General features: G+C 63.4%; 8 protein-coding genes. 7 read left to right on the top strand and 1 reads right to left on the bottom strand.

Annotation, left to right across the window (positions count from 1 at the left end; translation table 11 throughout):
* Nucleotides 1-113 precede the first annotated feature (113 nt).
* The 6 genes from lexA (at nt 114) to uvrA (ending at nt 10,172) form a co-directional block, all read left to right on the top strand.
* On the top strand, nt 114-731 hold the full coding sequence (lexA, locus tag NMB39_RS12445; protein ID WP_124400944.1) for a transcriptional repressor LexA: 618 nt from the start codon (nt 114-116) through the stop codon (nt 729-731).
* Nucleotides 731-1,345, top strand: coding sequence for a translesion DNA synthesis-associated protein ImuA (imuA, locus tag NMB39_RS12450; RefSeq protein WP_057014782.1), 615 nt, complete (start codon nt 731-733; stop codon nt 1,343-1,345). The genes lexA and imuA overlap by 1 nt, the downstream gene beginning before the upstream one ends.
* A 7-nt stretch (nt 1,346-1,352) precedes the next feature.
* Nucleotides 1,353-2,768 (top strand): Y-family DNA polymerase, encoded by a 1,416-nt coding sequence (locus NMB39_RS12455; protein WP_494339152.1) that lies wholly within the window; start codon nt 1,353-1,355, stop codon nt 2,766-2,768.
* Complete coding sequence (locus NMB39_RS12460) at nt 2,744-5,836, top strand: error-prone DNA polymerase (protein WP_494339151.1); 3,093 nt, start codon at nt 2,744-2,746, stop codon at nt 5,834-5,836. The genes NMB39_RS12455 and NMB39_RS12460 overlap by 25 nt, the downstream gene beginning before the upstream one ends.
* Before the next feature lie 107 nt (nt 5,837-5,943).
* Entirely contained in the window at nt 5,944-7,656 is a 1,713-nt protein-coding gene (locus NMB39_RS12465) for an ATP-binding protein (RefSeq protein WP_057025075.1), read from the top strand.
* A complete protein-coding gene (gene uvrA, locus NMB39_RS12470) occupies nt 7,653-10,172 on the top strand; it encodes an excinuclease ABC subunit UvrA (RefSeq protein ID WP_198720316.1) in 2,520 nt (839 codons plus the stop codon). The genes NMB39_RS12465 and uvrA overlap by 4 nt, the downstream gene beginning before the upstream one ends.
* Nucleotides 10,173-11,107: 935 nt before the next feature.
* On the opposite strand, the gene tkt is transcribed toward uvrA, so the two are convergent.
* Entirely contained in the window at nt 11,108-13,162 is a 2,055-nt protein-coding gene (tkt, locus tag NMB39_RS12475; RefSeq protein ID WP_494339150.1) for a transketolase, read from the bottom strand.
* Nucleotides 13,163-13,337: 175 nt separating this feature from the next.
* Here tkt and NMB39_RS12480 point away from each other — a divergent pair, with 175 nt between their 5' ends.
* Entirely contained in the window at nt 13,338-13,562 is a 225-nt protein-coding gene (locus NMB39_RS12480; RefSeq protein WP_057025078.1) for an HP1242/YdcH family protein, read from the top strand.
* Nucleotides 13,563-13,691 lie beyond the last annotated feature (129 nt).

Below are 13,691 nucleotides of genomic sequence, written 5' to 3' on the forward strand. Positions count from 1 at the left end.
GCAGTCAATCAGACCGTTATGAAATCAAGCTCCCGGATCAGAGTCGCGCAACCACCTCGCTAACCTCAACCCCGACTGACGGTAATTGTCAGAAATTTCCCAGAGGAGTACAAATGTACTCCATGACGAACCTGACCCCCCGCCGTACCGCCATCCTGACCTTCATCCGTGACCGCATCGCGCAACAAGGCCAGCCCCCCAGCCTCGCCGAGATCGCCGAGGCGTTCGGCTTCGCCTCGCGCAGCGTCGCCCGCAAGCATGTGGTGGCCCTGACTGAAGCTGGCTTTATCGAGGTCAACCCCAACCAGGCCCGTGGTATTCGCCTGCTCAATCAACCCGCGCGTGCCGAGTGGCTGGATGTCCCGGTGCTTGGCCGTGTGGCGGCCGGCCGGCCCATCGGCGCCGATGCCGAAGTGCACAGCCGCTTGCAACTGGACCCTGCCACCTTCGCGAAAACCCCCGACTACCTGCTGCGGGTGCAGGGCGATTCGATGATCGAAGACGGCATTCTCGACGGCGACCTGGTGGGCGTGCGTCGCAGCGTCGAAGCCTTGAACGGACAGATTGTAGTGGCGCGCCTGGACGGTGAAGTCACCATCAAGCGTTTCGAGCGCAGCGGCGACCGGGTTCGCCTGTTGCCACGCAATCCGGCGTATCAACCCATCGTGGTCGGACCCGATCAGGACCTGGCCATTGAAGGGGTGTTCTGTGGCCTGGTGAGGCAAGGCTGATGGGCGCCGTGGTTGCCCTGGACTCGCTGTTCAATGGCGGGCGAGTCTGGAAGGGCCGGCCTGCCGCACCACCGGCCAGCGTGCACCCCACGGGGCTGGCGGCGCTGGATGCGGTGCTGCCCAGTGGCGGCTGGCCGGAAGCTGCCTTGAGTGAAATCCTGATGGCCAAGGACGGTGTGGGCGAGTTGCAGCTGGTACTGCCGACCCTGGCGCGCTTGTCGGCCCAGGGCGAGCGCATTGTGCTGGTGGCGCCGCCTTATACGCCGTACCCCCATGCCTGGCAGAACGCCGGGGTGGATGTGCGCAAGCTTTCCATCATCCAGGCCGAGGAGCGCGACGCGCTGTGGGCGGTGGAGCAGTGCCTGCGTTCCGGCAGTTGCGGCGCGGTGTTGTGCTGGCCGCGCAAGGCCGATGACCGGGCCTTGCGGCGTTTGCAGGTGGCGGCGGAAACCGGCCAGACCCTGGCGTTTGCCTGGCGCTCCTTGAGTGAGGCGGTCAATGCATCGCCCGCGGCATTGCGTCTGGCGGTCGAGGCCCGGCCGGCACAAGTGCGGGTGCTCAAGTGCCGCGGCGGGTTGGCCCACCCGGCGCCGATCGCCCTGACGGGGCATTGAGGTTGCCATGCGTTGGGTGTGTATTGTCTTCCCGCAATTGGCGCTGGACGGGGCGCAGCGTGTGCATCCCGAGCCCGACCAACCCCTGGCACTGCTGGCCGGCACGTCGCAGCGGCGGGTGCTGCAAACCGTCAATGCCGCCGCCCGTGCCTTGGGCCTGCGCCCCGGCCAATCCTTGACGGCGGCCCATGCCCTGGCCAAAAGCTTTGCCTGCGTCGAATACGACCCCTTGGAGATCGAGCGCCTGCAGCAGTTGCTCGCCGCCTGGGCCTACCGTTTCAGCTCCCAGGTCAGCCTGTATTACCCGCGGGCCTTGTTGTTCGAGATCGAGTCGAGCCTGGGCCTGTTCGGGCCCTGGCCGCAGTTCGAGGCGCGTTTGCGCAAGGAATTGACCGAGCTTGGCTTTCGTCACCGCATCGTCGCTGCGCCCAATCCTGCGGCGGCAAGGGTGTTGGCGAACCTTTACGATGGCCTGGCCGTGGCCGATGACAGCGCCTTGATGCAGGCCCTGGCGCTGCTGCCCATCGACCGCGCCGGCCTCGAGCCGCAGGCCGCCACGGCTTTGTCACGCATGGGCCTGCGCACCCTGGCCCAGGTACAGGTACTGCCCCGGCACACCCTGGCGCGGCGCTTTGACGCCAGCCTGCTCAAGCACCTCGACGCCTTGAGCGGGCAACGGCCCTTGGCCTTGGGGTTCTATCAGCCGCCGGACCAGTTCGATGCGCGCATCGAGTTGAACTTCGATGTGCAATCCCACCAGGCGCTGCTGTTTCCCTTGCGCCGCTTGACCGGCGACTTGTCGGCCTTCCTTTGCGGGCGCGACAGTGGCGTGCAGCGCTTCGACCTGCATCTGGAACATGCCCAGGCACCGGACAGTGTGATCAAGGTCGGCCTGCTCAGCGCCGAACGCGAGCCCTTGATGCTGTTCGAGCTGGCCCGCGGGCGCCTGGAGCAGGTCCAGGTCACCTCGCCGGTGCGCGGCTTGCGCCTGGTGGCCGAGGACTTGCCGGTGTTCGTGCCGCAGCGCCAGGACCTGTTCGACGACCGCCCGCAACAAACCCTGCCATGGGAACAACTGCGCGAACGCCTGCGTGCGCGCCTGGGGGATGACGCCGTGCAGGGCTTGCGTTTTCACGCCGACCACCGCCCCGAATGCGCCTGGCAAGCCGCGACCGACAGCCGACCATGCCCGAGCTTGAGCAAGGTCCGGCGGCCCGGCTGGCTATTACTCGAACCGACCTTGCTGGCAGAGCAGGGCGTGCGCATTCTGATGGGGCCGGAGCGCATCGAGTCCGGCTGGTGGGATGGCGCCGATGTGCGCCGCGACTATTACCTGATCCAGACCCGTGCCGGCCAGCAAGGCTGGGCCTACCGCAACGTCGGGAACAGCGATGGGCTGTGGCTGCAAGGCTGGTTTGCATGAGTTACGCCGAGCTGCACTGCCTGTCCAACTTCAGCTTCCAACGCGGTGCCTCCAGCGCCCTGGAACTGTTCGAGCGGGCCAAAGCCCAAGGCTACAGCGCTTTGGCGATCACTGACGAATGCACGCTGTCGGGCGTTGTGCGAGCCTGGCAAGCGGCGAAGGCGGTAGACCTGCCGCTGATTATCGGCAGCGAGATGCGCCTCGAAAACGGCCTGAAACTGGTGCTGCTGGTGGAAGACCTCAGCGGCTATCAGCACCTGTGCCGTTTGATCACCCTGGCCCGGCGTCGCGCCGAAAAAGGCCGTTATCGCCTGCTGCAGGAAGACTTCGAGCAACCGTTGCCCGGCCTGCTGGCACTATGGGTGGCACAAGACGAGGACACCCAAGCCTCGATCCAATGGTTGCGCCGTACCTTCGCCGAGCGCCTGTGGCTGGCGGTGCAGTTGCATTGCGGCCAGGACGACGAACGCCACTTGGAACAGCGCCTGCAATTGGCCGCCAGCCTGCACATCCCCGCCGTGGCCTGCGGCGATGTGCATATGCATGCACGCGGGCGTCGCGCCCTGCAAGACACCATGACCGCCATCCGCCACCACGTAGCGGTGGCCGACGCCGGCACGCTGTTGCACCCCAATGGCGAGCGGCACCTGCGTAGCCTGGATGCCCTGGGCGGGCTCTACCCGCAAGCACTGCTGGACGAAACCCTGGCGATAGCCCGGCGTTGCACCTTCGACCTGAGCCAGCTGCGTTACCACTATCCGCGGGAACTGGTGCCCAGCGGCCATGACGCCGCCTCCTGGCTGCGTGCGGTCACCGAAGAAGGCATCGCCCGGCGCTGGCCCAAGGGCGTCGATGCCAAGACCCTGGAACAGATCGATAAAGAGTTGAAGCTGATCAGCGAGCTGGGCTACGAAAGCTATTTCCTCACGGTGCACGACATTGTGCGCTTTGCCCGCAGCCGTTCGATCCTGTGCCAGGGCCGAGGTTCGGCGGCCAATTCGGCGGTGTGCTTTGCCCTGGGCATCACCGAGATCAACCCGAGCCTGACCAGCCTGTTGTTCGAGCGCTTCTTGTCCAAGGAGCGCAACGAGCCGCCGGATATCGACGTCGACTTCGAACACGAACGCCGCGAAGAAGTGCTGCAATACGTCTTCCAGCGCTATGGTCGCCACCGCGCGGCGTTGACGGCGGTGGTCAGCAGCTACCACGCGACCGGCGCGGTGCGGGATGTGGCCAAGGCCCTGGGGTTGCCGCCAGACCAGATCAATGCGCTGGCTGACTGCTGTGGGCGCTGGAGTGACGACGCGCCGCCCCTGGAGCGCCTGCGTGAAAGCGGCTTCGACCCGGACAGCCCACTGTTGCGCCGTGTGCTGACGCTGACCCAGCAATTGATCGGCTTTCCTCGGCACCTGTCCCAGCATCCCGGCGGCTTCGTGATTTCCGAATACCCACTGGATACCCTGGTGCCGGTGGAAAACGCCGCCATGGCCGAGCGCACCATCATCCAGTGGGACAAGGACGACCTCGACGCGGTGGGCCTGCTCAAGGTGGATATCCTCGCCCTGGGCATGCTCAGCGCAATTCGCCGCTGTTTCGACCTGCTGCGCCGTCATCGCAATCAGGACTTGAGCCTGGCAAGCATTCCCAAGGAAGACCCGGCGACCTACGCGATGATCAGCAAGGCCGACACCATCGGTGTGTTCCAGATTGAATCGCGGGCGCAAATGTCGATGTTGCCCAGGCTCAAGCCGCAGACGTTCTATGACCTGGTGATCGAAGTCGCCATCGTGCGTCCGGGGCCGATCCAGGGCGGCATGGTGCATCCGTATTTGCGCCGACGGAACAAGGAAGAGCCCACGAGCTATCCCTCGCCGGCATTGAAAGTGGTGCTGGAGCGGACCCTGGGCATCCCGCTGTTCCAGGAACAGGTGATGCAGATCGCCATGGTCGCCGCCGACTACAGCCCCGGCGAGGCCGACCAGTTGCGCCGCTCCATGGCCGCCTGGAAGCGTCATGGCGGGCTGGAGCCGCACCAGCAACGCTTGCGCGACGGCATGCTCAGGAACGGCTACACCGAAGCCTTTGCCGCGCAGATTTTCGAGCAGATCAAGGGCTTTGGCAGCTATGGCTTCCCTGAGTCCCACGCGGCCAGTTTTGCCTTGTTGACCTACGCCAGTTGCTGGCTCAAGTGCCATGAGCCGGCAGCTTTCGCCTGCGCCCTGATCAACAGCTGGCCCATGGGCTTCTACAGCCCGGACCAGATTCTGCAGGACGCCCGGCGCCATCGCTTGCAGATTCGCCCGGTGGATGTACAGGCCAGTGACTGGGATTGCAGCCTGGAACCCATCGACGGCCAGCAGCCGGCGATTCGCTTGGGCTTGCGCATGATCTCGGGGTTTCGCGAGGAAGACGCACGGCGTATCGAAGCCGTCCGCCAGCGGCAACGCTTCAGCGACATCGCCGATCTGGATGCACGCGCCGGCCTGGATGCCCGGGCCCAGGCGCTGCTGGCGGATGCCGGTGCCTTGCGCGCCCTGGCCGGTAACCGTCATCAGGCGCGCTGGGATGTGGCCGGCGTGCACCAGCAGCTTGGATTGTTTGCCGGCCTGCCGAGTCCCGATGAAGCGGTGGTGGCGTTACCCGCGCCCAGCGTAGGTGAGGACCTGCAGGCCGATTACGCCACGCTCGGCACCACCCTTGGCCCGCATCCCTTGGCTCTGCTGCGCAGCGAGTTGCGCAAGCGACGCTGCCGCAGTTCCCAGGAGCTGCTGGCCGTGGAACATGGACGCAACGTCAGCATTGCCGGGCTGGTCACCGGTCGCCAGCGTCCTGGTACGGCCAGTGGCGTGACCTTTGTCACCCTGGAAGATGAATTCGGCAACCTCAACGTGGTGGTCTGGCGTGACCTGGCCGAGCGCCAGCGCCAGGCGCTGGTGGGCTCGCGGTTGCTCAAGGTGGACGGCCGCTGGGAGGCGGTGGGCGAGGTGCGGCACTTGATCGCCGGGCGCCTGACTGACCTGACGCCGCTGCTGGCAGGGATCACTGTGCGCAGCCGGGATTTTCATTGAGGCCGCTGGTTTCTGCGCTTACGATCGCCTAATTTGTACAAGATGAAACCATCTCGCGCCGGTGCGCTCCAAAAGTTGCGATTGTCCTCTTTGCGCAGAGTTGAACCATGCCATTTTTATCCAACCCTCACGGCTGTGACGGCTGGGCCGGCGAAATGGCCCAGCGTATTCGCGCGTTTGACTGGTCGGCCACCGACCTTGGACCCATCGGCTCTTGGTCCACCAGCCTGGCCTGTACCGTACAGATGATGCTGGCTTCGCCGGTGCCGATGGTGATGCTGTGGGGGCGCGCCGGCTACATGATCTACAACGACAGCTATTCGGCCTTTGCCGGCGGCCGTCACCCATACCTGCTCGGCACGCCGGTGGAATTGGGCTGGCCGGAAGTGGCCGAGTTCAACCGCCATGTGGTGGACACCTGCCTGGCGGGCGGCACCCTGTCTTTCAATAACAAGGACCTGGTGCTGTCGCGTAACGGCAAGCCGGAAACCGTGTGGCTGGACCTCTATTACAGTCCGGTTGCCGGCGATGACCAGCAACCGGCCGGGGTGCTGGCGATCGTGGTCGAGACCACTGAGCTGGTGAAGTCCGAGCACGTGCGCCAGGAACTCACCCACAACCTTGAACAGCGGGTGGCCGCCGAAGTGCAGGCGCGTTCTTCTGCCGAAGACCAGTTGCGCCAGTCCCAGAAGCTGGAGGCGATTGGCGGCCTCACCGGCGGCGTGGCCCATGACTTCAATAACCTGCTGCAAGTGATCGCCGGCAACCTGCATTTGCTCGCCCGCCATGAGCCGGACAACCCCCAGGTGCAACGTCGCGTCAACGCCGCGATTGCCGCGGTGGAACGTGGCGCCAAGCTGTCCTCGCAACTGTTGGCGTTTGCCCGGCGCCAACCCTTGTCGCCGGCGGTGTACAACCCGCAACGCATCTACGCCGGCCTGGGCGAGCTGCTGCAAAGGGCGTTGGGGGAAACCATCCATATCGATGTGCAGTTGCCCCAGGATTCCTGGTGCATCAACGTTGACCGTAACCAGTTGGAGAACGCGCTGCTCAACCTGGCGATCAACGCCCGCGATGCCATGCAGGGCGAAGGCGTGATTCGTATCACCGGCGAAAACATCATCCTCAACCCCGCCGATTGCATCGGTAAAAGCATCAAGCCCGGCGAGTATGTGCGCCTGGCGGTGGCCGACACCGGCGTGGGCATGTCCGAGGCGACCCTCAAGCGTGCGTTCGAACCCTTCTTTACCACCAAGCGCGAAGGCCAGGGCACCGGCCTGGGGCTGAGCATGGTGTTCGGCTTCGTGCGCCAGAGTGGCGGGCATGTGGACATGTGGAGCGAGGAGGGCAAGGGCTCGGTGGTGCAGATGTATTTCCCCCACAGCCTGGAGCCCGAATGCCTCGACGCGCAGGGTGAGCTGGACCTGCAGAGCGGCGGCCAGGAAACCATCCTGGTGGTCGAGGACAATGAAGGCGTGCGCCTGACCGTGGTCGAGTTGCTGGAGCAGTCGGGCTACACCGTACTCACCGCCGAGGATGGCGATCACGCCATGCAAGCGTTGCACGACGGCTTGGCGCCTGACCTGATCTTCACTGATGTGGTCATGCCCGGCCGGGTCAAGAGTACCGACCTGGCCGACTGGGCCCGGGCGCAGAACCCGCCGGTGGCGGTGTTGTTCACCTCCGGCCATACCCGCGACATTCTGTCGTCCAATCATCTGCTCAGCGCCGATATCCATCTGCTGAGCAAACCCTATAGCCCCGATGCCCTGACGCAGCGCGTACGCACGGTGCTCACCGCAAGACAAGGTTGCCCATGACTTCACAGCGCAACATCCCTTCGCTCACCGCCCAGCAGTCGGGCTTCGTGCGGGTGCGTGGCGCCCGCGAACATAATTTGCGTAACGTCGATGTGGACATTCCCCGGGATGCCCTGGTGGTATTTACCGGCGTGTCCGGCTCCGGCAAGTCGTCCCTGGCGTTTTCTACCCTGTATGCCGAGGCCCAGCGTCGCTATTTTGAATCGGTGGCGCCCTATGCGCGACGCTTGATCGACCAGGTCGGCGTGCCGGATGTGGACAGCATCGAAGGTTTGCCGCCGGCCGTGGCCCTGCAACAGCAACGTGGCACGCCGAGTGCGCGCTCCTCGGTGGGCAGTGTCACCACCTTGTCGAGCTTGATCCGCATGCTGTACTCCCGCGCCGGCAGTTACCCGCCGGGGCAGGCCATGCTGTATGCCGAGGACTTCTCGCCGAACCTGCCCCAGGGCGCGTGCCCGCAATGCCATGGCCTGGGCCGGGTGTATGAAGTGACCGAAGCGCTGATGGTGCCCGACCCGTCCCTGACCATCCGCCAGCGTGCAGTGGCGGCCTGGCCGTTGGCGTGGCAGGGCCAGAACCTGCGCGACATCCTTGTAACCCTGGGCTACAACGTGGATATCCCGTGGCGCGAGCTGCCGAAAAAACAACGCGACTGGATCCTGTTCACCGAAGAAACTCCTACCGTGCCGGTGTACGCCGGCTTCACCCCAGAGCAGACCCGCGATGCGTTGAAGCGCAAGCTCGAGCCCAGTTACCAGGGTACGTTCAGCGGGGCCCGGCGCTATATCCTGCACACCTTCGCCCATACCCAGAGCGCGCTGATGAAAAAGCGCGTGTCGCAATTCATGCAAGGCAGTGCCTGCCCGTTGTGCCACGGTAAACGCCTCACCCAAGCAGCGCTGTCGGTGAAGTTTGCCGGGGTGGATATCGGTGAATTGTCGCAACTGTCCCTGGCGCAACTGGCCGAGTTGCTGCGCCCGGTAGCGGCCGGGCAGGACAAGATGAAGCTGTCGGTGGAAAAACGCCTGGCGGCCCAGCGCATCGCCCAGGACCTGCTCGAGCGGGTCAGTACCTTGATCGACCTGGGCCTGGGCTACCTGTCCCTGGAGCGCAGCACGCCGACCTTGTCGTCCGGGGAATTGCAGCGCCTGCGCCTGGCGACCCAATTGGGCTCGCAGTTGTTCGGCGTCATCTATGTGCTGGACGAGCCCTCGGCAGGCCTGCACCCGGCGGATGGCGAAGCGTTGTTCACCGCGCTGGAGCGCTTGAAGGCCGCGGGTAATTCGTTGTTTGTGGTGGAACATGACCTGGAAACCATGCGCCGCGCCGACTGGCTGATCGACGTCGGCCCCGCCGCCGGTGAACATGGCGGGCAAGTGCTGTACAGCGGCCCGCCTGCGGGGTTGGCGCAGGTCGAGGCATCGCAGACCCGCGAATACCTGTTCGCCGAACAGCGCCCTTCGAATCCGCTGCGCCGCGAACCCAGTGCCTGGCTGAAGCTGGAAGGTGTGACGCGTAATAACCTCAACGGGCTGAAAGTGGATTTCCCGCTGGGCTGCTTTACAGCAGTAACCGGTATTTCCGGCTCGGGTAAATCCAGCCTGGTCAGCCAGGCGCTGCTGGAACTGGTGGGCCAGGGCCTGGGGCGTGTACTGGAAAGTGACGACGAGCCGAGCCTGGAAGACGCTGCCCCCCAAGCCAGTGGCGGGCATATCAGCGCCGGGCTGGAACACATCCGCCGCCTGGTACAGGTGGACCAGAAACCCATCGGCCGCACCCCGCGCTCCAACCTGGCGACCTACACCGGGCTGTTCGACAACGTGCGCAAACTCTTCGCTGCCACGCCAGCGGCCAAGAAGCGCGATTACGACGCCGGGCAATTCTCCTTCAACGTCGCCAAGGGCCGTTGCCCGAACTGCGAAGGCGAAGGCTTTGTCAGCGTTGAACTGTTGTTCATGCCCAGCGTGTATGCGCCATGTCCGACCTGCCATGGTGCGCGCTATAACCCTGAAACCCTGGGGATCAAATGGCAGGGCTTGAATATCGCTCAGGTATTGGGACTGACGGTGGAGCAGGCGGTGGACGTGTTTGCAGAACAGCCTGGGGTGTTGCGTTCATTGCAAGTGCTGCGCGATATCGGCCTGGGTTACCTGCGCCTCGGCCAGCCGGCCACCGAGTTGTCCGGTGGTGAAGCGCAACGCATCAAGCTCGCTACCGAGCTGCAACGCAATGCCCGTGGCGCTACGTTGTATGTGCTCGACGAACCCACAACCGGACTGCACCCCAAGGACGTCGACCGCTTGCTCATCCAGTTGAATCAGTTGGTGGATGCGGGGCATACAGTGGTTGTAGTGGAGCATGAAATGCGCGTAGTGGCCCAGAGTGACTGGGTAATCGATATCGGCCCGGGGGCAGGGGACCTGGGTGGGAAGGTAGTGGCGTGTGGCACACCGCAGAAGGTTGCCAAAAGCAAGAACAGCCGCACGGCGCCCTATCTGGCCAGAGAGCTGGTCTAAAGCGTGATGATGTTCAAATGTGGGAGGGGGCTTGCCCCCGATGGCGGCGGGTCAGTCACAGATGTATCACTGACACTCCCTCATCGGGGGCAAGCCCCCTCCCACATTTAGATCAATGTTCTGTCAGTTGGATTTGTTGCTTGGCCAACGCCGCCGAGGCGCGCTGTTCATCACTACCTTGGCGCCGGCCTGGAGAGCTGATCTAAAGGTTGATGATGTTCAAATGTGGGAGGGGGCTTGCCCCCGATAGCTGCGGGTCAGTCACAGATGTATCACTGACACGCCCTCATCGGGGGCATGCCCCCTCCCACATTTAGATCAATGTTCTGTCAGTTGGATTTGTTGCTTGGCCAACGCCGCCGAGGCGCGCTGTTCATCACTACCTTGGCGCCGGCCTGGAGAGCTGATCTAAAGGTTGATGATGTTCAAATGTGGGAGGGTGCTTGCCCCCGATGGCGGCGGGTCAGTCACAGATGTATCACTGACACGCCCTCATCGGGAGCAAGCCCCCTCCCACATTTAGATCAATGTTCTGTCAGTTGGATTTGTTGCTTGGCCAACGCCGCCGAGGCGCGCTGTTCATCACTACCTTGGCGCCGGCCTGGAGAGCTGATCTAAAGGTGATGATGTTCAAATGTGGGAGGGGGCTTGCCCCCGATGACGGCGGGTCAGTCACAGATGTATTACTGACACTCCCTCATCTGGGGCAAGCCCCCTCCCACATTTAGATCAATGTTCTGTCAGTTGGATTTGTTGCTTGGCCAACGCCGCCGAGGCGCGCTGTTCATCACTACCTTGGCGCCGGCCTGGAGAGCTGATCTAAAGGTGATGATGTTCAAATGTGGGAGGGGGCTTGCCCCCGATGGCGGGGGGTCAGTCACAGATGTATCACTGACACTCCCTCATCGGGAGCAAGCCCCCTCCCACTTTTTTGATCAGTGCTTGGTCAGTTGAATTTGTTGCCTGGCCAGCTTCACCACATTCTCCACGGTGAACCCGAACTTCTCCTGCAACTTGGCCAGCGGTGCCGAGGCGCCGAAGCTGTTCATCACTATTTTGGCGCCGGTCTGCCCGACATAACGGTCCCAACCCAAGGGACCTGCCTGCTCCACCACGACCCGGGCTTTTACTGCCGGCGGCAAGACGCTGTCGCGGTAAGCCTGGTCTTGATCTTCAAACAACTCCCAGCTCGGCATCGATACCACTTGCGCGGCAACGCCTTCGCCCTTGAGCTGTTCATAGGCAGCCACTGCGAGACTGACCTCACTGCCTGTGGCGATCAGAATAACCTCGGGTTGATCCGCACCGGCCAGCACATACGCACCCTTGGCTGCCCCGGAGGCTGGCGCATACTTATTGCGATCCAACGTGGGCAGCGCCTGGCGCGACAGCACCACACAGCTCGGCCGATGGGTTTGGGCCAGGGCCACTTTCCACAGTTCCAGGGTTTCATTCGCGTCACCCGGGCGCAGGGTCAGTAGCCCCGGGGTGGCGCGCAGTTGGGTCAGGTGTTCGATAGGTTGATGCGTTGGCCCATCCTCGCCTACGCCGATGGAATCATGGGTGAATACGAAGATCACCGGCAGTTCCATGATCGCCGCCAGGCGGATCGGCGGTTTCATGTAGTCGCTGAACACCAGGAAGGTCGAGGTGTACGGGCGTAGGTAGGACAGCGCCATGCCGTTGGCAATTGCGCCCATGGCATGTTCGCGGATACCGAAGTGCAGGTTGCGCCCACTGTAGTCGTCGGCGCTGAAACGTCCGGCACCGTCGAAGGTGAGGTTGGTCTTGGTCGAGGGCGACAAATCCGCCGAGCCGCCCAGCAGCCACGGGATCTGTTGGGCAAAGGCATTCAGCACTTCGCCACCCGAGGCACGACTGGCGACGCCTTTGGCATCGGCGGCGAAGCTCGGCAGGTGCGCTTGCCACTGCTCGGGCATTTCCCCGGCGCGCATGCGCTGCAGTTCATCGGCCTGTTGCGGGTCGAGGGACGCCAGGGTCTGGTTCCACTCGGCGTACAGCGGTTCTGCGCGTTCGTACAGGGCATCGCGCAATACAGCACGGGCCTCTTCGGGCACCAGGAAACTCGAATCCTGCGGCCAGCCATAGGCAGCCTTGGTCAGGCGAATTTCGTCTTCGCCCAATGGCTCGCCATGGGCGGCGGCGGTGTTGTGTTTGTGTGGCGAACCGTATCCGATCACGCTGTCGACCACGATCAGGGTCGGTGCACCGGTGTTGGCCTTGAAAGTTTCCAGGGCCACGCTCAAGGCCTGCAAGTCATTGGCATCGGTGACGTGCACGGTGTGCCAGCCGTAGGCCTGGAAGCGCTTGATCACGTCTTCGCTGAACGCAAGCTCAGTGTGGCCCTCGATGCTGATGGTGTTGTTGTCGTAGATCCAGCACAGGTTATCCAGCTTCAAGTGGCCGGCCATCGACGCCGCTTCGCTGCTGATGCCTTCCATCATGTCGCCGTCACCGCACAGGGTGTACACGTCGTAGTCGAACAGCACCTGGCCGTCGCGGTTGAAACGCTCGGCCAGCCAGCGTTCGGCCATGGCCATGCCGACGCTGTTGGCGCAGCCCTGGCCCAGCGGGCCGGTGGTGGTTTCTACGCCGGTGGTCATGCGGTACTCGGGATGGCCCGGGGTCTTGGAACCCATCTGCCGGAACTGCTTGATATCGTCGAGGCTGATGGCCGGCTGGCCGGAACGCTTGCCGTGGGCGTCAATCTCCACCACACCGGCCAGATGCAACAGCGAATACAGCAACATCGACGCATGCCCCACCGACAGCACAAAACGATCGCGGTTTGGCCAGTCCGGATGCTCAGGGTGATAGCGCAGGAAGCGACTCCACAATGTGTATCCCACCGGCGCCAGGCCCATGGGCGTACCCGGGTGGCCCGAGTTGGCCTTCTGCACGGCATCCATGGCCAGGGTGCGAATAGTGTTGATGCATTGGGTGTCGGCAGCAGTGGCAACGTGATTCATAAAAACGTTCTCCCTCGGGTGGCGATCTATAGTGGAGGGCAGGGCACGGCAAAGGTTTGATCCCATCGCCAGGGTTACGACGAACGGACGCGTATTGACCTGGCACATGACAAGACCGGTTGGAATGGGCTAGTTTCAAGGGCGTAGGCCATTGAATAACTTGTGGAGGTACGCCATGCCAGTGAAACACGACCTGTATCAGGACTTGGGTTTTAGCAAGGAAGCCGTTCACGAACGCAGGGCGAGTGACAAGCGGCTGGACGCGTTGCTCACGCAATATGACGTTGCGGACGGGGAGGTGCTCAAGGCAGAAAAAGCCAGTGCCAGCGATGAGGATGTGGAAATCCTGAAGAAGAAACGGCTGCTGATCAAAGACGAGATTGCAGGGCGCTTGGGTTAACAGCAACGCGGCAATATTTGTTCAGATTTACCAGCGGGACATTGTAGGACTCAGTCTTTATGATGCGCCCCGTCCACCCGGCTCTGGGGACTGTTGTGGCGCAAGGATTGTGCTGCTGAGCCGGGGAGG

This window comes from Pseudomonas sp. FBCC-B545 (assembly GCF_059134095.1).

Bases quoted from the DNA above. Each gene is read 5' to 3' on its own strand.
- NMB39_RS12465 (WP_057025075.1), top strand. From the start codon at position 5,944: ATGCCATTTTTATCCAACCCTCACGGCTGTGACGGCTGGGCCGGCGAA.
- NMB39_RS12480 (WP_057025078.1), top strand. From the start codon at position 13,338: ATGCCAGTGAAACACGACCTGTATCAGGACTTGGGTTTTAGCAAGGAA.
- tkt (WP_494339150.1), bottom strand. From the start codon at position 13,162: ATGAATCACGTTGCCACTGCTGCCGACACCCAATGCATCAACACTATT.
- lexA (WP_124400944.1), top strand. From the start codon at position 114: ATGTACTCCATGACGAACCTGACCCCCCGCCGTACCGCCATCCTGACC.
- imuA (WP_057014782.1), top strand. From the start codon at position 731: ATGGGCGCCGTGGTTGCCCTGGACTCGCTGTTCAATGGCGGGCGAGTC.
- uvrA (WP_198720316.1), top strand. From the start codon at position 7,653: ATGACTTCACAGCGCAACATCCCTTCGCTCACCGCCCAGCAGTCGGGC.
- NMB39_RS12455 (WP_494339152.1), top strand. From the start codon at position 1,353: ATGCGTTGGGTGTGTATTGTCTTCCCGCAATTGGCGCTGGACGGGGCG.